The sequence below is a fragment of the Streptomyces flavidovirens DSM 40150 genome (assembly GCF_000429085.1).
Taxonomy (GTDB): domain Bacteria; phylum Actinomycetota; class Actinomycetes; order Streptomycetales; family Streptomycetaceae; genus Streptomyces; species Streptomyces flavidovirens.
In genome coordinates this window covers 72493-95941 of the sequence record NZ_AUBE01000011.1, presented here as the reverse complement: position 1 = coordinate 95941, position 23449 = coordinate 72493, and the positions used below count along the sequence as shown (strand labels likewise).

General features: G+C 69.7%; 23 protein-coding genes, 1 tRNA gene and 1 riboswitch. Of the genes, 19 read left to right on the top strand and 5 right to left on the bottom strand.

Going from position 1 to position 23449, the window contains the following annotated elements; all coding sequences use genetic code 11:
- Positions 1–143 precede the first annotated feature (143 nt).
- Positions 144–1358, bottom strand: coding sequence for a glycosyltransferase (locus G412_RS0116990; protein WP_028813136.1), 1215 nt, complete (start codon positions 1356–1358; stop codon positions 144–146).
- 795 nt (positions 1359–2153) lie between these two features.
- Here G412_RS0116990 and G412_RS0116985 point away from each other — a divergent pair.
- From G412_RS0116985 to G412_RS0116970, 5 genes are all read left to right on the top strand, one after another.
- Positions 2154–2792 carry an HD domain-containing protein gene (locus tag G412_RS0116985; protein WP_028813135.1) on the top strand — a complete coding sequence of 213 codons (639 nt, stop codon included), beginning with the start codon at positions 2154–2156 and terminating at the stop codon, positions 2790–2792.
- Between the two features lie 48 nt (positions 2793–2840).
- Positions 2841–2968: riboswitch (cobalamin riboswitch) on the top strand.
- Between the two features lie 40 nt (positions 2969–3008).
- On the top strand, positions 3009–3992 hold the full coding sequence (locus tag G412_RS0116980) for an ABC transporter substrate-binding protein (RefSeq protein WP_425274481.1): 984 nt from the start codon (positions 3009–3011) through the stop codon (positions 3990–3992).
- Between the two features lie 259 nt (positions 3993–4251).
- Positions 4252–4365: a putative leader peptide gene (locus G412_RS41620; RefSeq protein WP_341860590.1), complete on the top strand. Its 114-nt coding sequence runs from the start codon at positions 4252–4254 to the stop codon at positions 4363–4365.
- 113 nt (positions 4366–4478) lie between these two features.
- A complete protein-coding gene (locus G412_RS0116975) occupies positions 4479–4757 on the top strand; it encodes a MoaD/ThiS family protein (RefSeq protein ID WP_028813133.1) in 279 nt (92 codons plus the stop codon).
- The gene (locus G412_RS0116970) at positions 4757–5707 is read left to right on the top strand and encodes a PLP-dependent cysteine synthase family protein (protein ID WP_028813132.1); all 951 of its coding nucleotides are present in this window, start codon (positions 4757–4759) and stop codon (positions 5705–5707) included. Before G412_RS0116975 ends, G412_RS0116970 begins: the two co-directional genes overlap by 1 nt.
- 447 nt (positions 5708–6154) lie before the next feature.
- Here the strand turns inward: G412_RS0116970 and G412_RS0116965 are convergent, their stop codons facing one another.
- Positions 6155–6616, bottom strand: a complete 462-nt coding sequence (locus tag G412_RS0116965; RefSeq protein ID WP_028813131.1) for a type II toxin-antitoxin system PemK/MazF family toxin — start codon at positions 6614–6616, stop codon at positions 6155–6157.
- Positions 6617–6790: 174 nt separating this feature from the next.
- Between G412_RS0116965 and G412_RS0116960 the strand changes: the two genes are divergently transcribed.
- Positions 6791–7543: an MBL fold metallo-hydrolase gene (locus tag G412_RS0116960; RefSeq protein WP_028813130.1), complete on the top strand. Its 753-nt coding sequence runs from the start codon at positions 6791–6793 to the stop codon at positions 7541–7543.
- A 76-nt stretch (positions 7544–7619) separates the two neighbouring features.
- On the opposite strand, the gene G412_RS0116955 is transcribed toward G412_RS0116960, so the two are convergent.
- A complete protein-coding gene (locus tag G412_RS0116955; protein WP_028813129.1) occupies positions 7620–8888 on the bottom strand; it encodes a PTS transporter subunit EIIC in 1269 nt (422 codons plus the stop codon).
- A 317-nt stretch (positions 8889–9205) separates the two neighbouring features.
- Positions 9206–10501 carry a PTS transporter subunit EIIC gene (locus tag G412_RS0116950; protein ID WP_028813128.1) on the bottom strand — a complete coding sequence of 432 codons (1296 nt, stop codon included), beginning with the start codon at positions 10499–10501 and terminating at the stop codon, positions 9206–9208.
- Positions 10502–10720: 219 nt separating this feature from the next.
- On the opposite strand from G412_RS0116950, the gene G412_RS0116945 reads away from it, so the two are divergent.
- The 4 genes from G412_RS0116945 (at position 10721) to rdgB (ending at position 12985) form a co-directional block, all read left to right on the top strand.
- The gene (locus G412_RS0116945; RefSeq protein WP_028813127.1) at positions 10721–10954 is read left to right on the top strand and encodes a PTS sugar transporter subunit IIB; all 234 of its coding nucleotides are present in this window, start codon (positions 10721–10723) and stop codon (positions 10952–10954) included.
- 116 nt (positions 10955–11070) lie between these two features.
- Positions 11071–11802 carry a ribonuclease PH gene (gene rph / locus G412_RS0116940; RefSeq protein ID WP_028813126.1) on the top strand — a complete coding sequence of 244 codons (732 nt, stop codon included), beginning with the start codon at positions 11071–11073 and terminating at the stop codon, positions 11800–11802.
- A 165-nt stretch (positions 11803–11967) separates the two neighbouring features.
- The gene (locus tag G412_RS0116935) at positions 11968–12363 is read left to right on the top strand and encodes a hypothetical protein (protein ID WP_028813125.1); all 396 of its coding nucleotides are present in this window, start codon (positions 11968–11970) and stop codon (positions 12361–12363) included.
- Between the two features lie 19 nt (positions 12364–12382).
- A complete protein-coding gene (gene rdgB / locus G412_RS0116930) occupies positions 12383–12985 on the top strand; it encodes an RdgB/HAM1 family non-canonical purine NTP pyrophosphatase (RefSeq protein WP_028813124.1) in 603 nt (200 codons plus the stop codon).
- A gap of 46 nt (positions 12986–13031) precedes the next feature.
- Here the strand turns inward: rdgB and G412_RS0116925 are convergent.
- A tRNA-Leu gene (locus G412_RS0116925) sits at positions 13032–13115 on the bottom strand.
- A 262-nt stretch (positions 13116–13377) separates the two neighbouring features.
- Here G412_RS0116925 and G412_RS0116920 point away from each other — a divergent pair.
- From G412_RS0116920 to G412_RS0116880, 9 genes are all read left to right on the top strand, one after another.
- Positions 13378–14295: a hypothetical protein gene (locus G412_RS0116920; protein ID WP_028813123.1), complete on the top strand. Its 918-nt coding sequence runs from the start codon at positions 13378–13380 to the stop codon at positions 14293–14295.
- Positions 14296–14449: 154 nt separating this feature from the next.
- A complete protein-coding gene (cpaB, locus tag G412_RS0116915) occupies positions 14450–15157 on the top strand; it encodes a Flp pilus assembly protein CpaB (RefSeq protein ID WP_028813122.1) in 708 nt (235 codons plus the stop codon).
- A gap of 10 nt (positions 15158–15167) precedes the next feature.
- The gene (locus tag G412_RS34810; protein ID WP_051338420.1) at positions 15168–16745 is read left to right on the top strand and encodes a CpaE/TadZ family protein; all 1578 of its coding nucleotides are present in this window, start codon (positions 15168–15170) and stop codon (positions 16743–16745) included.
- 50 nt (positions 16746–16795) lie between these two features.
- Positions 16796–17185: a TadE family protein gene (locus G412_RS0116905; RefSeq protein ID WP_037649045.1), complete on the top strand. Its 390-nt coding sequence runs from the start codon at positions 16796–16798 to the stop codon at positions 17183–17185.
- A gap of 149 nt (positions 17186–17334) precedes the next feature.
- Complete coding sequence (locus tag G412_RS0116900; RefSeq protein ID WP_028813120.1) at positions 17335–18690, top strand: TadA family conjugal transfer-associated ATPase; 1356 nt, start codon at positions 17335–17337, stop codon at positions 18688–18690.
- 7 nt (positions 18691–18697) lie between these two features.
- Positions 18698–19633, top strand: a complete 936-nt coding sequence (locus tag G412_RS0116895; protein WP_028813119.1) for a type II secretion system F family protein — start codon at positions 18698–18700, stop codon at positions 19631–19633.
- Between the two features lie 58 nt (positions 19634–19691).
- Positions 19692–20579 (top strand): DUF5936 domain-containing protein, encoded by an 888-nt coding sequence (locus G412_RS0116890; protein ID WP_037649043.1) that lies wholly within the window; start codon positions 19692–19694, stop codon positions 20577–20579.
- Positions 20580–20761: 182 nt separating this feature from the next.
- Positions 20762–22165 (top strand): sensor histidine kinase, encoded by a 1404-nt coding sequence (locus tag G412_RS34805; RefSeq protein WP_244283052.1) that lies wholly within the window; start codon positions 20762–20764, stop codon positions 22163–22165.
- Between the two features lie 88 nt (positions 22166–22253).
- Positions 22254–23336: a response regulator transcription factor gene (locus G412_RS0116880; RefSeq protein ID WP_028813117.1), complete on the top strand. Its 1083-nt coding sequence runs from the start codon at positions 22254–22256 to the stop codon at positions 23334–23336.
- Positions 23337–23449 lie beyond the last annotated feature (113 nt).

The window sequence follows — 23449 nt, the reverse complement described above, 5'->3', positions numbered from 1 at the left end:
ATTCACGACTTTGGCAGCGTTTGCTCACGACTTTGGGAGGCGGCCGGGGGGCGTTCGCAGCACCGGATGCGGCAGAGTGCCTCGGATGGCCTGGCACGGCAGCACAGCAGCACAGCGGTTCGGCGATGGAGCATCCCTCGGGTTCACCCGGCGCCCCTAGAGCCGATGTGGTCGAGCACCGTAGCGGCGCCGTCCTCTGCGGCGATGTGGTGGGCGAGTTCGGCCGCGCGGTGGCGGTGGGCCGGCTCGGACAGGCAGGCCGTGATTGCGGCGCCGAGGGTTTCGGCGGTGAGATCCTGGAACGGCAGAGGCCGGGGGGCAACTCCTAGCCGGTAGAGCCGAGACGCCCAGAACGGCTGGTCGGCCATGACGGGTACGGGCAGGGCGGGTACTCCGGCCCGCAGTCCGGCTGCGGTGGTGCCCGCCCCGGCGTGGTGGACGACGGCGGCGGTGCGAGGGAACAGCCAGTCGTGCGGGACGTCGCCGATGGCCAGGACGTCGGCGCCGCAGCCGCTCAGTTCGGCCCACCCCGCCTGCACCACCGCGCGCACGCCTGCCCGCTCCACCGCCGCGGCCACCAGCTCACTGAGCCGTTCCCCCTGCCCCGGCGCCATACTGCCGAACCCGATGAACACCGGGGGCGGACCGGCCTGGAGGAAGTCAACAAGCTCGGCTGGAGGTTCCCAGCGGTACGGCCGCGCGGGCCACCAGTAGCCCGCCACTTCGACGCGGGACGGCCAGTCTTCGGGGCGCGGCACCACCAGCGGGCTGAAGCCGTGGAAGACCGGCTGGATGTCCTCCGGTGCCGATGGCGCGCCGGCGGGCAGCCCGAGGCGGGCGCGCAGCCGGGTCGCGGCGCCTGCGAAGAGCCCTTCCGCGCGCTTCAGTACTGCCTGGCCCGCGGCGAGGTTGCCCTCCGGCCCCAGGCCGTCGGTGCCCTGTGCGCCGGGCAGCGGGAACTGCCTGGTGGCGAACGCCGGCGTGAGGTAGGTGCCGATGACGGGGACGCCGAACGCTTCGCCGACCGTCCGGCTGAGCGGTGCCGGGCCGAAGGCGGTGAGCACCAGGTCGGCTCCGCCCGCCACGGCCTCCGTCACCCCGTCGGCCAGCCCGTCCACATACGCTCTTGTCGCGGCCCGGGCTTCCTCCCGCGACGCCGCGCGGGACCAGGCTCGGATCAGGCCCTGCGGGTCTCCCGGCACAGGCCGGTAGTCGAGACCGCACCCGCCGACGAGCGCGGCGAAGGACGGGTGAGCGGCCACGGCGACCTGATGACCCACGTCCAGCAGGCGCCGCCCCAGGCCGGTGAAGGGCGCGACATCTCCCCGTGAACCGGCGGTGATGATCAGAATCCGCATGCGGCGATTCTCCTCTGCACGGTGTGCTGGCCGTGGATGTGGGGGGCTGCTGGTGGCGGGGGTGTTGGTCGGCCTGGGGCGTTGGTTGCGTCTGGGGTGGGGGCCGCCTGGAGTAAGTGTGGCGGCGGAGGCCCGGCGGTAAAGGGCGCTCCTGCGTCGCGTCGCCTGCGGCGATTGCGCTTCGCTTCACCCTTGACCGCCGGACCTCCGCCGCAATGCTTCTGGGGGGCGGCCCCCGGGGGGAGCCCACGGGACGGCTCGGGGAGTGGCGGCTCGCCGCTGCCGGGCGGCGGGTCCGGTGGGTGGGGCGCGTGAGGTCCAGGGGTGGCGCGGCCCCTGGTTCAGCGGGTGCGGGAACGGCCGCTGGTGCGACACCACACTCCCGACGCACACGTGACACCCACGCCGGTGGACGGCAAGCCGCCAGGCCGACCTGCGGACCAATCGGCCTGCGGGTGGTGGCACGGCTGCGGTTGGGTGCACCGCACGCCGAAACCCAGCACAGCAACCCCCACCAACCACAGCAACCACTCCAGGCCGGTCATCCCAGCGGCCCGCTTGGCTCCTTGTACTGGGTCTGGGCGGAAACGCTCCCGTGACGGTCGAAACCGATACGACTGTGACGTGTGGGACTGGAGGGGCATTGGGACTCATCAACTGTTGGGTTCGTTGCACCGGGCCCTCAGACGCGGCCGGAGCTACCGGTTCAGGCGGTGCCTGTTCGTGTCCCGATGTGTGGGAAGGCTGGCCCTGGGGACATGGTGGCGGCGTACGCGTGACGCGCAGTCTTGAGCCATGACCGACAACGCAGCCGGAATCGCCGTCCCCGACACCAAGCTCGCCACCGCCGCCACCGAACTCGTCCGCGACACGACAACCGAGCTGATCTACCACCACTCCCGCAGGGTGTTCTGGTTCGGCAGCCTCCAGGGGCAGAACCGTGGCCTCAGCTTCGACCCCGAGCTCCTCTACATCGGCGCCATGTTCCACGACCTCGGGCTCAATCAGGAGTTCCGCACCAGCCGCCGCCGCTTCGAGGTCGACAGCGCCGACGAGGCCCGCCGCTTCCTCCAGGGCCACGGCGTCCCCGAGGACAGCGTCCGCCGCGTCTGGACAGCCATCGCCCTGCACACCACCCCCGGCATCCCGCAGTTCATGGAGCCGGAAGTCGCCCTCGTCACCGCCGGAGTGGAGTACGACGTACTCGGCATCGGCTATGACGACATCACCGCCGACGACCGCGCCGCGATCACCGCCCTGCACCCCCGCCCCGACTTCAAGAAGCGCATCCTCGCCGCCTTCACCGAAGGCATCGCCCGCAAGCCGGACACCACCTTCGGCAACGTCAAGGCCGACGTACTGGCGCACTTCGTGCCCGGATACCGGCGCGGTGACTTCGTCGAGACGATTCAGAGTTCCTCCTGGCCCGAGTAATCCCGAGTAGTCCCGAGCAGGGCCGGCGAAAGGGCTGATGGGAGACTGTGCGCGACCCGGGCGGCAGGCCCAGGAAGCCGGTGCGAATCCGGCACGGTCCCGCCACTGTGTCCGGGCATGGCGACTGCCGTCGCCATGCCCGGAAGCCAGGAACTGACCTGCCGCCTTCTTCACCACCGACCAGGGGACGAGGAATCTCCCGGAGGAGGCACCACCGTGTCCAGTCGTACTTGGCCTTCCCGCTGTGCCCTCATCACAGCCGCCCTGCTCCAGCTCACCGCCTGCACCGTGGGGGGACACTCCGTGCCGGCAGCGAAAGCAGCCACCGGATTCCCCTACACCGTCACCAACTGCGGCGTGAAGACGACCTACAAGGCACCGCCCACCCGCGTCGTCACCATGAACCAGCACGTCACCGAAGTGATGCTGGAGCTCGGCCTCGCCAAGTCCCTCGCCGGAACCGCCTACCTCGACGACATGGTGCTCCCCAAGTACGAGAAGGAGTACAAAGCCACCCCGGTGCTGACCAGGGAATACCCCTCATATGAGAAGCTGCTCGCCGCCAACCCCGACTTCGTGTACGGCGGTTACGCCACCGCCTTCTCCGCCGGTGACGGCCGCAGCCGCGAGGCGCTGAAGAAGTCCGGCATCAACTCCCGCCTCAACATCGAATACTGCGCCGACGGCAAGACCTCGATGGACGCCCTCTACCAGGAGATCCGTGAGGTCGGCCGCACCTTCGGCGTCGCCGACCGCGCCGAGGGCTGGATCGCAGCGGCCAAGGCCACCAACGCCGCCACCGGGAAGGACGTGGCGGCCGTCGAACCCGTCTCCGTCTTCGTGTACGACGGTGGTGACAAGACCGCCTCCACCGTCGGCGGCGCGGGCATCGGCAACGAGATGATCATCCGCGCGGGCGGCAAGAACGTCTTCGCCCACCTCTCCAAGCCCTTCGCCGACGCCTCCTGGGAAAACGTTGTCGACCGCAAGCCCGAGACCATCGTCATCCTCGAATACGGCGGAACCACCGCCGCCCAGAAGAAGCAGCGCCTCCTCGACGATCCGGCCCTCGCCGACGTCCCCGCCGTGAAGAACAGGCGCTTCGCCGTCCTGCCCCTCTCCGACATGGTCCTCGGCGTACGCGCCCCGGCCGCCGTCGAGACCCTCGCGCGCCAGCTCCACCCCGAGCTTAAGAAGTAGCGGGCGGCCGCCCGGCCCGTACCGCACGATCGTCCTCGACGGCGACGACCTGCACACCATGAGTCCCAGGACGCGAGCAGGAGGTCCTCACGACCGACCTCCCGCACACGGTTTACGGGGTGTCCGCCGAGGTCAGCGTGCATCCGACGACCGGCGCACCGACCGTTGGATGCCTCCTGTGTCCACGCAGCGAACGTTTTTCGACCACCATGTGAGATCACATACCGGGAAGTGGTCCGGGAATCTATACGATGACCGCATGGTTCCCCACGACGTGAGTGAGACGACGCCGAGCACCGTGCTGCTCGTAGCGCGCCTGCACGTCGACCTGTGCCGGCTCGCCAGCGCAATCTGTACGGCCCGAGCGGCCTGAGCCGCGGGCCGGTTCAGCACACGTACACGCTCTACACGCACACGCTTGCCCCTGCGCGGGGGACGAACTGCCGCGCGCCTTTCACGCCACCCTCCTGACAGGAGTCGAAAGCCATGGCCATCGAGGTCCGCATCCCGACCATCCTCCGCACCTACACCGACGGCGCCAAGGCCGTCGAGGGCAACGGCGACACCCTCGCCGACCTCTTCGCGGACCTGGAAGCCCGCCACACCGGCATCCAGGAGCGCATTGTCGACGGTGGTCAGCTGCGCCGTTTCGTGAACGTCTACCTCAACGACGAGGACGTCCGCTTCCTCGACGGCATCTCCACCAAGCTCGCCGACGGCGACAGCGTCACCATCCTCCCGGCCGTCGCCGGCGGCATGGTCTGATGCGGTACGACTCCCCGCTGGCGGCGGTCGGCAACACGCCGCTCGTGCGCCTGCCGCGGCTGTCCCCGTCGGACGACGTCCGCATCTGGGCCAAGCTGGAGGACCGTAACCCCACCGGCTCGATCAAGGACCGCCCCGCGCTCCACATGGTCGAACAGGCGGAGAAGGACGGCCGGTTGACGCCCGGCTGCACCATCCTGGAGCCCACCAGCGGCAACACCGGCATCTCGCTCGCGATGGCGGCCCGCCTCAAGGGCTACGACATCGTGTGCGTCATGCCGGAGAACACCTCCCAGGAGCGGCGTGACCTGCTCGCCATGTGGGGGGCGAAGATCATCTCGTCCCCGGCGGCGGGCGGCTCCAACACGGCCGTACGGGTCGCCAAGGAACTCTCGGTGCAGAACCCCTCCTGGGTGATGCTCTACCAGTACGGCAACCCCGACAACGCGGGGGCGCACTACGCCACCACCGGCCCGGAAATCCTCACCGACCTCCCGACCATTACGCACTTCGTGGCGGGCCTGGGCACGACGGGCACGCTCATGGGCGTAGGCCGCTACCTGCGCGAACAGGTCCCTGCCATCAAGATCGTCGCGGCCGAGCCGCGCTACGACGACCTGGTGTACGGCCTGCGGAACCTCGACGAGGGCTTCGTCCCCGAGCTGTACGACGCGTCCGTCCTGACCACGCGTTTCTCGGTCGGCTCGGCGGACGCGGTGACGCGTACGCGCGAACTCCTTCAGCAGGAAGGAATCTTCGCGGGCGTCTCGACGGGGGCGGCGCTGCACGCGGCGATCGGGGTGGGGAAGAAGGCGGTCGCGGCGGGGGAGCGGGCCGACATCGTGTTCGTCGTGGCCGACGGGGGCTGGAAGTACCTGTCGACGGGCGTGTACACCGCGCCGACCACCGAGGCGGCGATCGAAACCCTGCAGGGTCAGCTCTGGGCGTAGGGGGGCGCGGGCGGGCGTGCGACGACGTGCGACGGCGCGACGCCTGCGGCGGGGCTTTCCCCACCCCCGGGCCATTCAGCCCCTCCGGCGTTTGAGGAGCGGGGTCTGGGGCGGAGCCCCAGTTCGGGAAGGGGCGGGGTGGGGAAAGCTCCGCGCAGCGGCCCGGCCCGCCCAGGCTGCCGCGCCGGCCCGCTCACGCCAGGCACGCCCCCGGCTCCGCCCGCCGCCCACACCTCGCCACCCCGGCTCGGCGGGCGTCACTGCGCCACCGCACCGCCCCAGCTCGGCGGGCCGCACCGCGCCACCGCACCGCCCCAGCTCGGCGGGCGTCACCGCGCCACCGCACCGCACCGCCTCACCGCGCCAGCTCGGCGGGCGTCACCGCGCCAGCACACCGCCGCACCTCGCCACCGCACCGCCGCACCGCACCGCGCCACCGCACCCCCCTCACCGCCCCAAATGCCGCACCCGCTCCCAAACCGCAGGATCCGCCACCCCCACCCGGCGTCGGAAGCCCAGCACCCCCACATCCCGCAGCTCATCCGTCTCCAGGAAGCTGCGTCGCCCCCGTGCGTCCCCCACCGCCCCCGGCGGCAACGCGATCACCCCCGGTCGCTCGTCGTGGTGCTTGCTGGTGATCTTCGCGATCAGGGCACTGTCACCCCGGACCGACAACACCAGGCAGGGCCGGTCCTTCGAGCCGGGCCCGTCCTCGTACGGCACATCGGCCCACCAGATCTCACCCGCCCGAGGCGCCCGTTCCGGCGCGCGCCGACGCGGTTCGCCGGGGCGCGCGGGCGGCCGCGTGCGCCCCTCGGGTCGCCGGCCCCGGCCCCGGCCGTCGACCACGGCCGCGACCAGCGCAAGTACCACTACGGCGGCCAGCGCCACCCACCAGGACATGTCCATGCCCCCGACCGTACCGGCGCCCCGCCCGCCCCGCGCGCTCCGCCCGAACCGGTGACAGTGCCGGTGACTTCAACCACAACGGCCCGCCATCAAGGAGCGACCAGCTCTTTCGCGCCTTACGCTCGACGAACCCGCACGAACCCTCCCCGTCCCTGTTACGGAGGTTCACGCTCCATGAAGCTCACCGTCGTCGGCTGCTCAGGGTCGTTCCCGTCCGCGGAATCGGCCTGCTCGAGCTACCTCGTCGAGGCCGACGGCTTCCGGCTGCTTCTCGACCTGGGCAACGGCGCCCTCGGCGAGCTGCAGCGCCACGTCGGTCTCTACGACATCGACGCTGTCTTTCTCAGTCACCTGCACGCCGATCACTGCATCGACATGTGCGGTTACTTCGTCGCGCGCTACTACCGGCAGGAGGGCGGCCGCGCCCCCGCGATCCCCGTGTACGGCCCCGAGGGCACCGAGCAGCGCCTCACGACGGCGTACGCCGACACCCCGACCGAGAAGTCGATGGCCGAGGTCTTCGACTTCCACACGCTCAAGCCGGGCGTGTTCGACATCGGCCCCTTCTCGGTACGTACGGAGAAGGTGGCGCACCCCGTCGAGTCGTACGGCATCCGCGTCGAGCACGGCGGCAGGTCCCTCGCGTACTCCGGCGACACCGGAGTGTGCACGGCCCTGCACGAACTGGCCGACGGCGTGGACCTGTTCCTGTGCGAGGCGTCGTTCACGTACGGCAAAGAGGACATCCCGGACCTCCACCTCAACGGCCGTGAGGCGGGCGAACACGCCAGGCGGGCGGCTGTCGGCCGGCTGGTCCTCACGCACATCCCGCCGTGGACGGACCCGCAAGTGAACCTGGCCGACGCGCGCGCGGTGTACGACGGCCCGGCGGAACTGGCTGTCGCCGGCGCGGAGTACGAGATCTGACGTACGCACAGAGGAGGGCCCCCGGACCAGCGACAACGGTCCGGGGGCCCTCCTCTGTGCTGCGCGAACCGCGCGGCTACTTCGCCTCCGCCTTCTGCAGCTCGGCGATCTCCTCGTCGGACTCACGGCCCGGCGTCGGAAGGTTGAACTTGGTGATCGCGAAGCGGAAGACCACGTAGTAGACCGCCGCGAAGCACAGACCGACCAGCAGCAGCATCCACGGTTTCGTCGCGATGCCGATGTTCAGGCCGAAGTCGATCGCGCCGGCCGAGAAGCCGAAGCCGTCCTTCATGCCCAGGCCCCATGTCAGGGCCATGGAGACACCGGTCAGTACCGCGTGGATCCCGTACAGCACCGGGGCGATGAACATGAACGTGAACTCGATCGGCTCGGTCACGCCGGTGAAGAAGGAGGTCAGTGCCAGGGACAGCATCATGCCGCCGACGGCCTTGCGGCGCTCGGGGCGGGCGCAGTGCACGATCGCGAGGCAGGCGGCCGGGAGCGCGAACATCATGATCGGGAAGAAGCCGGTCATGAACTGCCCGGCGGACGGGTCACCCGCCAGGAAGCGGGCGATGTCGCCGCTCTTGCCCTCGTACGTACCGGCCTGGAACCACGGGAACGAGTTCAGCAGGTGGTGCATGCCGACCGGGATCAGCGCACGGTTGGCGACACCAAAGATTCCGGCGCCGACCGCCCCGGAGCCGACCAGCCACTCACCGAAGTTGTGCAGAGCCGTGCCGAGTACCGGCCAGACGAAACCGAAGACGATGCCGACGACGAGGCCCGCGAAGGCGGAGAGGATCGGGACGAGGCGGCGGCCGCCGAAGAAGCCCAGCCAGTCCGGCAGCTTCTTCCGGTAGAACTTCTGGTAGAGGAGGGCGACGACGATGCCCATGACGACACCGCCGAGCACCTTGGCGTCGACCGGCGCCTCTGTCATGACGATCTTGCCCTCGACGACCTTCGCCACCTTGGGCAGGTTGGAGTCGGTGAAGGTGGCCAGGACGTTCTTGAAGACCAGGTAACCGGTGACGGCCGCGAGCGCGGTCGAGCCGTCCGACTTCTTCGCGAAGCCGATGGCGATGCCCACGGCGAACAGCAGCGCCATGTTGTCGAGGATGGCGCCACCACCCGCGGCCATGTAGCCGGCGATCTTGGTTATGAACGTGGGGAACGACTCGTGGCCGAACATGTCGGTGTTGCCGAGCCGGACCAGGAGCGCCGCTGCGGGCAGCACGGCGACCGGCAGCATGAGGCTGCGGCCGATGCGCTGCATGACAGCCATCGCGCCGGAGCCCTTCTTCTTGGCGGCCGCGGGGGCGGCGGCGCTGTCCGTGGACATCATTTCCTCCAAGGGGCAAGGCGCCGCCAGGGGGAAATGGGGGACGGCGGCGTCTTCGAATGACGCGGCGCACTCACTCGCTCGCCACGTGGTCTACACCACTCCAGTGGTGTAGACCAGTTTTAGCACGGTGAAGGACGGATAAGGAACCCGCGATTCCCGTGCTCAAGGACACACCGCCACAGGACCCCACAGGCAGGGCGAAAGACCCCCGGACCGGGCTCGTCCGAGGGCCTTGGCGCCTTCGATGTCTTGGATGTCCTGGTGCCTTGGGTGGTGTCTTGGATGCCTTGGGTGCCTTGGGGGCTTGTCTGCGCCTATTTGGTTACGTCCCGCTCGATCTCTTCCGCGACCTCCTCCGGTTCCCGCCCCGGAGTCGGCAGATTGAACTTGACGATCGCGAAGCGGAAGATCGCGTAATAGACGACCGCGAAGGCCAGACCGATCGGAATGATCAACCAGGGTTTCGTCGCGAGACTCCAGTTGATGACGTAGTCGATCAGCCCGGCCGAGAAGCTGAAACCGTCCTTCACTCCCAGCTCCCACGTCACGGCCATCGAGACACCGGTCAGCAGGGCGTGGACCACGTACAGCAGCGGCGCGATAAAGAGGAACGAGTACTCGATCGGCTCGGTGATGCCCGTGACGAGCGACGTCAGACCGACCGACAGCATCATGCCGCTCACCGCCTTCCGGCGATGCGGCTTCGCCGTGTGCGCGATGGCGAGCGCGGCGGCCGGGAGCGCGAACATCATGATCGGGAAGAAGCCGGTGAGGAACTGGCCGGCCGTCGGGTCACCCGCCAGGAAGCGGTTGATGTCACCGTGCACGACGGTGCCGTCGGGCTTCGTGTAATCACCGAACTGGAACCACACGAAGACGTTCAGGAACTGGTGCAGGCCCACCACGAGCAGCGCGCGGTTCGCGACGCCGAAGATGCCCGCGCCCCACGACCCCGCGTCCACCAGCCACCTGCTGAAGCTCGTCAGCGCGTCACCGACCGGCGGCCATACCCACAGACAGAGCGCGGCGAAAGCGATCGCGACGAACGCCATGATGATCGGGACGAGCCGGCGGCCGTTGAAGAAGCCGAGCCAGTCGACCAGCTTCACCCGGTGGAAACGCTGCCAGAACCACGCCGCCAGCAGGCCCATGACGATGCCGCCGAAGACCCCCGGATTCTGGTACGTCGCCGCCGTGAAGGTGTCGTCACCGGCGAGGCAGCCGCCCGTGACGGTCATGGTGCCCGGCGGGCAGTCCACCGGAAACTGACGCAGCACCGCGTAGTAGACAAGAAAGCCGGCCACCGCGGCGAGCGCCGTCGAACCGTCCGACTTCCTGGCCATGCCGATCGCCACCCCCACCGCGAACAGCAGCGGAAGCCCCAGCGAAGAGTCGAGCAGCGCGCCACCGGCCCCCGCCATCACCTTGGCGACGTTCGTCCAGCCCAGACCCTCATCGCCGAAGACGTCCGGCTGACCGAGGCGGTTCAGGATGCCGGCGGCAGGCAGTACGGCGATCGGGAGCTGGAGGCTGCGTCCCATCTTCTGCAGCCCCTGGAACAGACCACTCCACCACTTCTTCCGCGGCACGGCCCCGCTGTTCGAACTCATCGGCGTCCTCCCGGAACCACCTAGGTTTGGCGGGCGTAGCAAACTGGTGTAGACCAGTTGCGGTACGGTCCGGAGCTCGGCCGGAAGACAGGGCACCGGTGATCGCCATCATTCGGTACAGGGCGGTTACTCGCCCGCGAAGTTGGGCCAACCGTGAGTTACCGTGGCAAAGCGGCCACGGTGGGCCGAGCTTCGCGCTTTGACAACAGGGAGAAAGACATGGCCAGCAAGGCTGAGAAGATCGTCGCCGGGCTCGGCGGTATCGACAACATCGACGAGATCGAAGGCTGCATCACCCGCCTGCGCACTGAGGTCCACAACCCCGACCTCGTCGACGAGGTCGCCCTCAAGGCCGCCGGCGCCCACGGCGTCGTCAAGATGGGCACCGCGATCCAGGTCGTCATCGGCACCGACGCCGACCCCATCGCCGCGGACATCGAAGACATGATGTGAGTCGCCCATGACTCGGTCGTGAGGGGCCCCATCCGGAAACTCGCGGAATCGCGCGGAAGCTCGAACCGGAACGGGCCCCTCACGCATGTGCCCGTCCGGCGGCTACGCTCGACTCCATGTCTCGAATCGACGGCCGCACTCCCGAACAGCTCCGCCCGGTCACCATCGAACGCGGATGGAGCAAGCACGCCGAGGGCTCCGTCCTCATCTCCTTCGGTGACACCAAGGTCTTCTGCACCGCCTCCGTCACCGAAGGCGTCCCGCGCTGGCGCAAGGGCAGCGGCGAAGGCTGGGTCACCGCCGAGTACTCCATGCTGCCCCGCTCCACCAACACCCGCGGCGACCGCGAATCCGTACGCGGCAAGATCGGCGGCCGTACGCACGAGATCAGCCGCCTCATCGGCCGCTCGCTGCGCGCCGTCATCGACTACAAGGCCCTCGGCGAGAACACCATCGTCCTGGACTGCGACGTACTCCAGGCCGACGGCGGCACCCGCACCGCAGCCGTCACCGGCGCGTACGTCGCCCTCGCCGACGCCGTCGCCTGGGCTCAGACCAAGAAGATCGTCAAGGCCGGGCGCAAGCCGCTCATCGGCACCGTCGCCGCCGTCAGCGTCGGCATCGTCGGCGGAGTCCCGCTCCTCGACCTCTGCTACGAGGAAGACGTCCGCGCCGAGACCGACATGAACGTCGTCTGCACCGGCGACGGCCGCTTCGTCGAGGTCCAGGGTACGGCGGAGGCGGAACCGTTCGACCGCAAGGAACTGAACGCGCTCCTCGACCTCGCGAGCGGCGGCTGCGCCGACCTCACCGCGATCCAGGTGAAGGCGCTGGACGGCTCGCTCTGACCCCGACGGCCCGCGAGCAACCGCGGACGCCCACTTGTGCGTCTTTCGCGGCACGGGCGTACGGGCCGAACCGTACGCCCGTCCGCACACCCGAAGACCGCACACGCACACCGCACGCCCGTATCCGTACACCGACATCCGTGTACCTGGGGGAGGACCCGCTCCATGCGCAGTCGCCGTAGCCGTCACAGCAGCCGTATCGCACTCGCCGTCGTCACCGCCGTCACGCTCACCGGCCTGGCCGGCTGCGGAGCCCTCGACAAGGCGATGGACTGCGTGAAGACCGCCGAGGCCATCGCCGCCAGCGTCGACAAGCTGTCCACGGCCGTGTCCACCGCGGCCGACGACCCCACGCAGCTCACCGAGGCCCTCGACAACATCGACAAGGAACTGACGAGCCTGGAGGACACGACGGACAACGCGGACCTGTCGAAGGCCGTCGACGACATGAACAAGGCCGTCGACAACGTCCGCACCGCCGTCGAGAAGGGCGACGAGACCCCTGACATCGGGCCCGTCACCGACGCCGCCGCCGAGATCGGCAAGGTCTGCACTCCGTAAGCCCGTAGATACTGGGGGCATGACCCGCCTGATCCTCGCCACCCGCAACGCCGGGAAAATCACCGAGCTGCACGCGATCCTCGCCGACGCAGGTCTCCACCACGACCTCGTCGGCGCGGACGCGTACCCCGAGATCCCCGACGTCAAGGAAACCGGCGTCACCTTCGCCGAGAACGCCCTCCTCAAGGCCCACGCCATGGCGCGGGCCACCGGCCTCCCCGCCGTGGCCGACGACTCGGGCCTCGCGGTCGACGTGCTGGGCGGCGCCCCCGGCATCTTCTCGGCCCGCTGGTCGGGCACCCACGGCGACGACGCGGCGAACCTCAACCTCCTGCTGGCCCAGCTTGCGGACATCGACGCCCCGCACCGCGCGGCACACTTCGCCTGCGCGGCGGCCCTGGCCCTCCCCGACGGCACGGAACACGTGGTCGAAGGCCGCCTCCAGGGCACCCTGCGCCACACCCCGGCCGGCACGAACGGCTTCGGCTACGACCCCATCCTCCAGCCCGACGGCTACGCGGTGACCTGCGCGGAACTGACCCCGGCGGAGAAGAACGCCATCAGCCACCGCGGCAAGGCGTTCCGGGCGCTGGTGCCGGTGGTGCGGGAACTGCTGGGCTGAGGTACGAGGAAGGGCGCCCCGTCAACCGGGGCGCCCTTCGATGCTGTGCGGCCGATGGGATTCGAACCCACATGGGCGAAACGCCCAGAGGCACCTAAAACCTCCGCTTATACCATTCAGCAACGGCCGCTAGCCGCCAGCCATTCTACTGGGCCGGCGGCAGCCATGGTGCGCGCTGTCGCTGACGCGCCGCCCCTGCCGCGCCCGCCCGTTGGCGTGCTCACCCGCGAGCGACCCACTTCGGCCCCGGCCGGCCACGGCTGCGCATGAGAAAAACGAAAAGTGTTCTCCGCCACGTAGGCCGTGGATAAAGTGCTGGTGCAGCACGACGGAGCAGCATCGATCTGCGGACGCCGGGAGCAGCGGCGTACGGAGTGAACGGGGAAACCAACGTGCCGACCGCGATCGCAGTCACCAGTGCCGACTTGGTGTTGCCGCCCACCGATCAGCAGACTCCGACCGCCGCCCTTCTCCAGGCCCCGGACGCCCAGCCGCTCGAAGCCGCGCTCGTCGGCATGAACGTCATGCTGGAGCGGTACGGGTACGTCGTTGCCGTCTACCCCGCATCGATCGCCACCGCCCATGAACGCCGCCTCCACACCATCCGCTCCATGCTGGAGACGGACCGGCTGGCGTTGCTGAAGCTGGACCTTCCGCCGCTGGGCATCGCCGTACTCGTGCGCCAGCTCCGGCAGTTGTCCATCTGCGACTTCAGCGCCGGCGTCGTCGCGTCGGCGGCTCGGCTGCTGTCGCACTACATCTACGCGGGCGCGCTGCTCAACTCGGTCACGAAGCTGGACCGGGTGCCGGTCAGTCTCAAGTCGCACGCGAAATCCTGGATGCCGGGTTCGCAGTTCGGCGTACTGGCCAATCCCGATCCGCAGTTGATCAAAATCAGCAGCAGTGGGACGGGTGCGGGGGCCGGTGGAGGTGTGGGCGGTGGTTCCGGGGCCGGCGCCGGGCTCAGCGGGCCCGAATTCGCCACCCAACTCCTCGTCGGCAAAGGGACCCTCGTCTCCGACTGGGTCACCGCGACGCTCGCCCCCGCCTGGCAGGTTTCCGGCGTACAGGAAACCGGACTGCCCGCCGACTCCCCGCGCTGGTGGGGGACGGCGAAAATGATCGAGTTCGCCGCCTTTCTGCCGGACATCTCCGTGCTCTACCAACTCGTGGCGTCCGTACGGCGGGAGAAGTGCCACTGGTGCGGCATCGAACTCATCGGTGACCGCTGCGGGTTCTGCTCGGCCCCCCTCACCCCGCCGGAGAACCAATCCCGCGCGGCCGGTGTCTTGAACCAGGGGTCGCCGTAGCGCCGTGCGGGGCACCATATCCCTCAAGCAGCACGGCAGTTCCACCGTTCCACCGCCTCATGCACGCGCCGCACCCGAGCCCCCCGAGCCGCACCGCGCACCACCCCGCTCACTGTCCGTTGATCCGACGTTCTGATCGAGGTAGCCCGTTTCCATGAACTCACGTCAGCGCCGCGGCATCATCCTGCTGCTCCTGTCGGTTCTCTGCGCCTTCGGGGCGTTCGCCGGCGTGCTTTCGGTGATCAGCGATGTGAACTCGAAAGTGGGCCCGGAAGTCGCGGCGTACCGGCTCAAGAACGACGTGGCGCCGTACAAACAGCTCGACGCGGGGCAGTTCGAGAAGATCTCGATGCCGAAGCGATGGCTTTCCGCCAATGCCGTAACCGACATCGCAGAGGTACGGGGCAAGATCGCGGTCACCCAGCTCCAGAAGGGCTCCCTCCTCCAGAGCGACATGATCGTGAAGAAACCCGAACTCGGTTCGGGCGAGCAGGAAATCGCGATCATGATCGATGCGGCCACCGGGGTGGCGGGCAAGATCAACCCCGGTTCGAGAGTGAATATCTACGCGACCTTCGAGGGCGAGGACGAAGGGCAGCCGAACAAGTCCCAGGTGATCGTCTCCGGCGCCCGTGTGCTCGACGTAGGCAAGATCACGGCCCTGGAGCCCGGCAGCAACGACCGCAGCCGGCGGGCCAAGGACGCCGTACCGATCACTTTCGCTCTGAACACGCTCGATGCCCAGCGCGTGGCGTACGCAGAGTCCTTCGCCGAGCATGTGCGCCTGGCCCTCGTGGCCGACGGCAGCGACACCACCATCTCGCCGCGCGACCGTGAGTACACCCTCGACGGGGACAAGTGAGGACCGGCGTATGACGACTCGTATCCTCCCGGCGGTCGGCGATCCTGACGCCGCCCGCGCCATCACCACTCTCCTCAGCCAGCTCCCCGACGCGGAACCGGCCGCGCCCGTCACCGACTCCACCTCGCTCCTCGACACCCTCGCGCGGCTCGCGGGCGAATCGCTCGACGAGCTGCCCGAGGTGGTCCTCGTGCACGAGCGCATCGGGCCCGTGCCCGCGCTGGAGCTGATCAGGGAGGTGGCTCTTCGCTTCCCGGCGGTCGGCGTCGTGCTCGTCACCGCCGACACCGGCCCCGCGCTCTTCACCGCCGCCATGGACTCGGGCGCGCGGGGCCTGGTCGGACTGCCGCTCGGTTACGAGGAGCTGGCGGCCCGCGTGCAGGGCGCCGCCTCCTGGTCCACGGGCGTACGCCGCCACCTGGGCTCGGGGCCGGACGTCTTCACGGGGCCGGGTGGCACGGTGGTGACGGTGACCGGCGCGAAGGGGGGCACGGGGGCCACGGTTGTCGCCGTACAGCTCGCTCTGGCGGCGAAGGCGTCGGGGCGTTCGGTGGCGCTGGTGGACCTGGACCTGCAGTCGGGGGACGTGGCGTCGTACCTGGACGTGCAGTTCCGCCGCTCGATCGTCGACCTGGCCGGCATCGCCGACATCTCGCCGCGCGTACTCCAGGACGCCGTCTTCTCCCACCCCACGGGCGTCAGCCTGGTGCTGGCACCGGCCGAGGGGGAGCGGGGCGAGGAGGTCACCGACCGGGTGGCGCGGCAGGTGGTGAGCGCGCTCCGCAACCGTTACGAGGTCGTGGTCGTCGACTGCGGTACGCAGATGAACAGCGCGAACGCCGCCGCCGTCGAGATGGCGGATCAGGCGCTGCTCGTCGTCACGCCGGACGTGGTGGCGGTACGGGCGGCCAAGCGCATGGTGCGGATGTGGGACCGCCTCCAGATCCGTAAGGCGGAGGAGACGACCACCGTCGTCAACCGCCACAACCGCAACACGGAGATCCAGCCGCCGCTGGTGGAGCGGATCACGGGCACGAAGGTCGCGCGGGCCGCGATCCCGGCCAGCTTCAAGGAGCTCCAGGCGGCGACGGACGCCGGCCGGATGCAGGACCTGGACAGCCGGGGCACGGTCAGGCAGGCGCTGTGGGCGCTGGCGGGCGAGCTGGGGCTGGTGAAGCCGGCGGCGGGCGCGGGAAGCAAGGGCGGCGGGAAGCTGCTGCGGAGCGACCGGGGCGCGATCGGGTTCCTGGGGCGGGGCAAGGACCGGGACCGGGGGGCGGTGACGGTCGAGCTCGCGGGGATGGCGCCACTGATCCTCTTCGTGATGATTGCGATGTGGCAGGCGGTGCTGTTCGGCTACACGTTCTCGCTGGCGGGCAACGCGGCGGACGAGGGGGCGCGGGCGGCAACGGCGGCGGCGACGCGCGGTGATGACCCGCAGGCGGCATGTGTGGCCGCTGCCGAGGAGCACCTGCCGTCGTCGTGGCAGGAGGACGCCACCGGGATCGACTGTGGGCAGGAGGGCAACCTGTGGAAGGCCGATGTGGGTCTGAGCACCCCGATCCTGTTCCCCGGCGCCGGCAGCTAACCGTGGGACGTGGACGGCAAGGCGGGCGCCGCGCTGGAAGGGGACGGGCAATGAATGTCTTACGCCGCCGGATCAACGGCCGGGAGCGGGACCGGGGCGCGGCCATTCTGGAGTTCGCCGGCTTCCTGCCCATTCTGCTGATCGTCGCCATGGCCGGCATCCAGCTCGGCATCGTCGGTTACGCCGCCTCCCAGGCGGGCACGGCGGCGCGGGCGGCGGCGCGTACGGAGGCGCAGGAGGAGCTGCGGGGGCAGGGAGCGGCCACGGGCAAGGCGGCCATGAGCAACTGGCTGGCCGGACGTACGGACATCAATGTGGGCGGCGGCTCCAACGTCACCGCGACGGCCGTGGTGTCCATCCCTTCGGTCGTCCCCGGCATGGACGGCTTCGGCGAGGTCGAGCGTTCGGTGACGATGCCCGCCGACGAGGAAGAGCCGTAACCGCCCCACTTTCGTACGGAAGGCCCCACGAGAGCCCCCACGAGAGGTCCGCACGAGAGGTCAGCACGAGAGGTCCGCACGGAACGTCCCCACGAGAGGCCCCACGAGAGGTCCGCACCAGCGATCCGCACCAACAAGGAGTCACGCACATGAGTCTGCGGGCACGCATCACCGCCCCCGACGAGCACGCGGGAGGGCGGGAGGACGGCCACCTGGTCGCCACCTACCGCACCAAGCTGCTTGAGGAGATCGACCTCGCGGAGATGTCCTCGCTCGCGGCCGCCGAGCGGCGGGCCCGGCTGGAGCGCGTACTCGCCCACATCATCAGCCGCGAGGGGCCCGTCCTCTCCACCGCCGAGCGCTCCCAGCTCATCCGCCGCGTCGTCGACGAGGCGCTCGGACTCGGCGTACTGGAACCGCTCCTCGAAGACGCGTCCATCACCGAGATCATGGTGAACGGCCCCGACTCGATCTTCGTCGAGCGCGCCGGCCGGGTCGAGCAGCTCCCCATGCGCTTCGCGTCCAACGAGCAGCTCATGCAGACCATCGAACGCATCGTCTCGACCGTCAACCGCCGTGTAGACGAGTCGAATCCGATGGTCGACGCCCGTCTCCCGTCCGGCGAGCGCGTCAACGTCATCATCCCGCCGCTGTCCCTGACCGGCCCGACGCTCACGATCCGCCGCTTCCCGCGCGCGTACCGCCTCCAGGAACTGATCGAACTCGGGACGCTCGACGAGCAGATGCTGATGCTCCTGTCGGCCCTCGTGCGCGCCCGTTTCAACGTCATCGTGTCCGGCGGTACGGGCAGCGGCAAGACCACGCTCCTCAACGCGCTCTCCGGTCTCATCCCCGACCACGAGCGCATCATCACCGTCGAGGACGCCGCCGAGCTCCAGCTCCAGCAGGCGCACGTCATCCGCCTGGAGACCCGCCCGGCCAACGTCGAGGGCAAGGGGCAGATCACGATCCGTGATCTCGTACGCAACTCCCTGCGCATGCGCCCCGACCGCATCATCGTCGGTGAGGTGCGTGGCGGCGAGACGCTCGACATGCTCCAGGCGATGTCGACCGGCCACGACGGATCGCTCGCCACCGTCCACGCCAACAGCGCCGAGGACGCCCTGATGCGCCTCCAGACGCTCGGCTCGATGTCGGAGGTCGAGATTCCGTTCGAGGCGCTCAGGGACCAGATCAACAGCGCCGTCGACGTCCTGGTCCAGTTGGCGCGCATGGCGGACGGCTCCCGCAAGATCAGCGAGATCGCGATTCTGGTGTCCCACGGCCGGGAGCGGTTCCAGATCGCGACCGTCTCGCGCTTCGCCGCCCAGCCGATGAGCGCGGACCGCGTCGTCCACGGCCGGTTCGAACATCTGGGGCTGCCACGCCGTATCGCGGACCGGCTCCACCTGGCGAACGAGCCGATCCCGCCCGCGTTCGGCGTGACGGACCCCGACGATCCGCTCGACCCGCTCAATCCGCTCTACGTACGAGAGGCCCAGTAGGTACGCGATGAACAATCCCGCAATGCTGGCGATCGGCAGCACGCTGCTCTGCGGCGCCCTGGGTGTCGCCGGGCTTCACACGTACGTCTCGGGCAAGGCCCAGCGTGCCGCGATCGTCGACCGCCTGGCCATCACGGGCCCGCACGCCGTGGGCAGGCAGCGGCGCTTCCGGGGGGTCGACCGGCGGCTGCGGAAGACCGCTCTCGGCAAGAGGATCCACGTACGCCTCTCGGCCACCGGACTCGACCTGACAGCGGGCGAGTTCTTCGTCTACGTGGTCGTCGGCGTGGCCGCCCTCTGGCTGATCGCCGCCTCGGTACTGGCGCCCTTCTTCGGCCCCGTCGCCGGTCTGGTCGCCGTCTGGGGCGGCAGCGCGTTCCTCAACTGGCAGCGGCAGAAGCGGATCGAGGCCTTCATCAACCAGCTTCCCGACCTGTCCCGCATACTCGCCAACGCGACGGCCGCCGGACTGGCCCTCCGTACCGCGCTGAGCATGGCGGCCGAGGAGCTGGAAGCACCGGCGGGCGAGGAACTGGCGGGCGTGGCGAACCAGTTGGCGGTCGGCCGGTCCATCGACGACGCCCTGGGAGAGCTGGCCGAACGCCTGCCGTCGCGCGAACTCGTCGTCCTGGTCACGACCCTGGTGCTCTCCAACCGGGCCGGCGGCACGGTCGTCGGATCGCTCCGCAACCTCACCGAGACGCTGGAGGAGCGCAAGGAGACGCGTCGCGAGGTTCGCACCATGCTGGCCGAGGTCAATGCCACCGCGTACACCATCCCGCTGCTCGGCCTCGGCGCGATGATCATGCTGAACTCCGTCACTCCGGGCTCCATGGCACGGATGACGGGCACCCCGGTCGGCCAGATCGTCGTGATCGTGGCCATAGGTCTCTACGCGCTCGGCTTCATAGCGATGCGCCGCCTGGGCAAGATCGACGTCTGAGCCCGCCCGCCCCTGAAACCCGAATCGCCCGTACGAGCTGAAACAGGAGGTGTCCGGCATGGGACTGCTTCTCGCGCTGGTGGTCGCTCTGAGCGTCGCGGGCGTGTTCCAGGGCATCAGGATGTACCGCGCCGAGGCCAAGATCCCCGGCGACCTGGCCGTCGCCCTGGAGATCGGCGCCTCGCGCGTCTCGGGGACGGAATCGGCGGTCGACCGCCTCGGCATGCGCTTCGCCCCGACCGTCCTTCGCATCATGGGGCCGAGGCTCGTCGACAAGAAGCGCCGCAAGATCGACATGGCGGGCAACCCCGGCGGCCTCACCGTCGACCGGTACGCCGCGCGCCGCGCCGTGTACGGCCTGTTCGGCGGCTTCTCGGCGCTCGTACTTCTGATGAAGGACCTGCCGCTCTTCGGCGTCTTCTGCATCGCCTACGGGTGGTTCGCGGCCGACGTCACCATCTGGCAGGCCATCCGTGAACGCAAGGACGTCATCGAGCGGACCCTGCCCGACTTCCTCGACGTACTCGCCGTCGTCGTCAGCGCGGGCCTCGGCTTCCGGCAGGCCCTGGACCGCGTCTCGGAGAAGTACGAAGGCCCATGGGCCGACGAGGTACGCATCACCCTGCGCCAGATGGACATGGGCGTGAGCCGGCGCCAGGCCTTCGACGAACTGCGCCGGCGCAACGAGTCCGAACAGGTCTCCCAGTTCGTGACGGCGCTCCAGCAGGGCGAGGAACTCGGCGCTCCGATCGCCGACACCCTGATCCAGATCGCCAACGACATGCGCCGCACCGATGCCCAGAACTCCCGGCGGCGCGCCGCCAAGGCCATCCCCAAGACGACGGTGGTCACGCTCGCGTTCATGGTCCCGGCCACGCTGCTTCTCATCGTGGCCAACATGTTCCTGGGGTCGGAGACCGACTTCGGCTCGGTCTTCGGCGGCTGACGGCCATGGTGTCGCTTCCGACGATCCGGCTCGGTCAGGGGCTCGGGCAGGCGCTGGGGCATGGGCTGCGGCGCGGGCTGGGGCGCGGGCCGGGGGATGGGCTGCGGCATGGGTTCCGCTCCCGCCCCCGGTCTTCGCACAGTGGCGGGCCGGCGCTGCAAGGCGGTGTGGCCGCCCCGGACATGCCCCCCGCGTCCGCCCTGGCCGACGACGTACCGGCACCGAGCATCCCGATCCAGATCAACGCCCTCCAGGCGCTGTGCCGCCAGGTCTTCGGCTTCCGCCTCGCCATGATCGCGCTCGGGGCACCCTTCGCGCTCGCCAGGGCCGAGGGGCAGGTCGGGGGCTGGCTGGTCGGCGGTGCCGTGGTGTTCAGCTTCGTGGGCTCGTACGCGATGCTGCGGGACTGGGAGGTGTTCGGCCCGCTGCTCATCAAGTACCGCACGCTGATGGGCGTCGACGTGCTCTTCGGTTCCGTCCTGCTGCTGACGGCCTCACCGGACTCGGCCCTCGGCTACGCCACCGTCTGTACGCCGCTCCTCGCGGGCCTGCTGTACGGCTGGCGGGGCGCTGGCATCTTCACCGCGATCCAGATCCTGCTGCTGGCGGCGGCCTACACGGCGTGGGCGCAGCGGATGGCGAGCCCGGCCAGCACGCTGCTGATAAGCGGTTTCTGCGTGGCGGCCGGAATCATCGGCGTGACATTGCGGAACCTGATGTTCCGCTTCGGGGCGGCCACGCAGGCGCTTTCCGAGGCCAATGCCAGGCTCGCGGTCACGGACGCGGTGGAGGGTGAGCGGGCACGCCTGGCCAGGGAGATGCATGATTCGGTCGCCAAGACCCTGCACGGCGTCGCGATGGCGGCGGAGGGGCTGGCGCAGTCCGCCGACCGGATGGACCCGCTGACCGTCAAGCACCAGGCGGGCATGGTCGCGCGCTCGGCGCGGCGGGCGGCGGCGGAGTCCCGCGAGATCCTGTCCGACCTGCGCCGACAGGCGGACTACGACACCGGCGGAGTGCTGGTCGCGGACGAACTCGCGGCGCGGCTGGCGGACTTCGGCCACCGGACGGGGATCGCGACGGCGTTTCGGGTGGCGGGCGGGACGCCGCTGTCGCCGCTGGGTGGGTCGCCGTCCCCGGCCTTGTCTCCCGCCCCCTCTCCCGTGCCGGTGACCGTTCCCCATGCGATCGCGCGCCACCTCCTGACGATCGCCACGGAGGCCATGGAGAACAGCCACCGCCACGCCCACGCCTCCCGCGTGACGGTGGAGTGCGGCCTGGTGGACGGCGTACTGCGCATCAGCGTGCTCGACGACGGCCGGGGCCTGCCCGCCGGCATCAGCCTCGACGACCTGCGCAAGGCCGGCCACTTCGGGCTGGTGGGGATGGTCGAGCGGGCGGCCGGTATCGGTGCTCGTATCCGCATCGGCCGGGGCCGCAGCGCGGGAGGCACTGAAGTACGCCTGGAACTCCCGACGGCGGCGCTGGTACCGGCGGGCGCGACAGGCTCTCAGCCGCGACAGCCCCTGCCGGCATTGCCACCGCTTCCACCGCTGCCACCGTCGACACGCCGCCTGACGAACTGAGCCGCCAACGACCGCCCGCCCACACCGTCCCCAGTCACCGTCCCCCGTCACTCCGTCCCCACTCACTCTCCCGAGAGGAGGCCGCACCATGCCGGACGAAAGCTCGTACAGCTCCGGGCCCCGTCAGTCCGTGTCGTCGCCGTCCCACGTGTCCCAGCACACGTCGTCGCACACGGTCGAACCCCGCTCGGAACACACCCCCGCCGGGATCCGCGTTCCCCCGCCGGCGGCGGCATTCCCCGACCCTTCCCTCCCCCTGGAACCCTTCGGTCCGCCGTCCCTCCTGCGCGTCCTCATCGCCGACGACAATCCGGTCGTACGGGCAGGCCTCACCGTCCTGCTCGGGGGCCGCGACGACGTGGAGATCGTCGCCGAGGCGGCCGACGGCCGCCAGGCACTGGCCGCGGCTCAGCACTACCGCCCGGATGTCGTGCTGCTGGACGTCCGGATGCCGGGCGTCGACGGCATCTCCGCGCTGCCGTACCTGGTCCAGGTGGCGCCGGTGATGATGCTGACGTACAGCCGCGAGAGCGAGATCGTGCGCGAGGCGTTGCGGCTCGGCGCGGGCGGCTACCTGGTGCACGGCGAGTTCACGGCAGAGCAACTGGTCGGCGCGGTACGGGACATCAAGGAGGGCCGCGCCCACTTCACGGCGTCGGCGCAGGACGCGCTGCTGGCCCATATGCGCGGTGGTGGCGGCGCTGCCCCGGCCGGGGCGGGGACGGAGCTTCCGGAGGGGCTCGGCACGGTGTACGCCACGGGTGCGCCGTACACGGGCGCGAGTCGGATTCCTGGCCACGCGGGGGCGGGCGATGCGAGTGCACACGCTTCGCGGGAGCCCAATAGCGGGCCAGATGTCTTGGATTCGGGACGACTGAGCGAAAACTCTTCGCAGATGCAATCGGACATGGCACAGTATTCAACTGGTCGGCCACCGGGTCGGCGGGGGCGCAGTACGCAGGACTTCGGGCTGAGTGCGAGGGAGGTGGAGGTCATGGACCTGATCGCGTCAGGGATGAGCAACCAGCAGATCGCCGCCACCTGTTTCATCAGTGAGAAGACCGTCAAAAACCACATCAACCGCATCTTCGCGAAACTTCACAGCGCGAGCAGGAGCGAGGCGATCGCGTTGTGGCTGGGATCGGCGAGGGGGACGACCAGTCATGGCTGAGCGGACGAGTGCAGTGCTGTGCCGGGCCCAATCCGGCTATTGGGCCCAGAGTTGGGCCCACGGGCCCTCTGGCGGGACCCCTGTTCCGACGTACGTTGCTCGTGTCGAGACAC